This window comes from Mycobacterium venezuelense, assembly GCF_054919535.1.
In genome coordinates this window covers 1-1,044 of sequence record NZ_JBONDW010000055.1, presented here as the reverse complement: position 1 = coordinate 1,044, position 1,044 = coordinate 1, and the positions used below count along the sequence as shown (strand labels likewise).

Genomic DNA, 1,044 nt, shown 5'->3' with positions numbered 1-1,044 from the left:
CCCCAAACCCACCCCCAACCGCGCACTGATCGCGGCATACACCGTCGTCTCCGTCGGACCATAACCATTGACCAACACCCGACCCGGCGCCCACCGATCCACCACATCAACCGGACACGCCTCACCAGCCACCATCACCGCCGACACCGACCCCAACCGATCAGCATCCAACATCCCCACCGCCGACGGCGTCTGACTCAACACCGTCACCCCCTGCCCCACCAACAACGCCTCCAAATCCCGCGGCGAACGCGCCGTCTGCTCCGACACCACCACCAACCGACCACCAAACAACAACGCCCCCCACATCTCCCACACCGAAAAATCAAACGCCAACGACGAACACGCCGCCCACACCTGACCCGGCCCCAACTCCACCCCCACATCCAAACCCTCAAACAACCGAGTCACATTGCGATGCGTCACCGCAACACCTTTCGGCACCCCCGTCGTCCCCGACGTATAAATCACATACGCCACATCACCAGCATCCGGCACCACCAACCCACCATCAGACTCCCCAGCAATCCGCGGATCATCCACATCCACCACCGCCACACCACACCCAGCCACCCGCCCCACCAAACCCGCCGACGTCACCACCACCACCGGCTTGGCATCACCCAACACAAACTCCACCCGAGCATCCGGCACCACCGGATCCACCGGCACATACCCCGCCCCCGACTTCAACACCCCCACAATCGCCACCACCGCCACCACCGAACGCTCCAACAGCACCACCACACACTCACCACGACCCGCACCCAAACCCACCAAAAAACGCGCCAACCGATTCGACGCCGCATCCAACTCCCGATACGACAACGAACAACCCCCACCCCACACCGCCACCGCATCCGGAACACACCCCACCTGCCGCCCAAACACCTCAGGAATCGACACCCCACCCACCGACTCCATCAACACCCCACGATTACCCAACACATCCAACCGCCAACACTCACCCTCATCCACAACCTCCACCGACGACAACAACCGACCCGGATCACCCGTCACCGCCACCAACACCCGCTCCAACCG

The 1,044-nt window shown here is 63.1% G+C and carries 1 protein-coding gene; it reads right to left on the bottom strand.

Annotated features, from left to right (window positions below; all coding sequences use genetic code 11):
• A partial coding sequence (locus tag ACRCUN_RS34150; RefSeq protein ID WP_462146026.1) for an AMP-binding protein occupies positions 1–1,044 on the bottom strand: 1,044 nt, incomplete at both ends.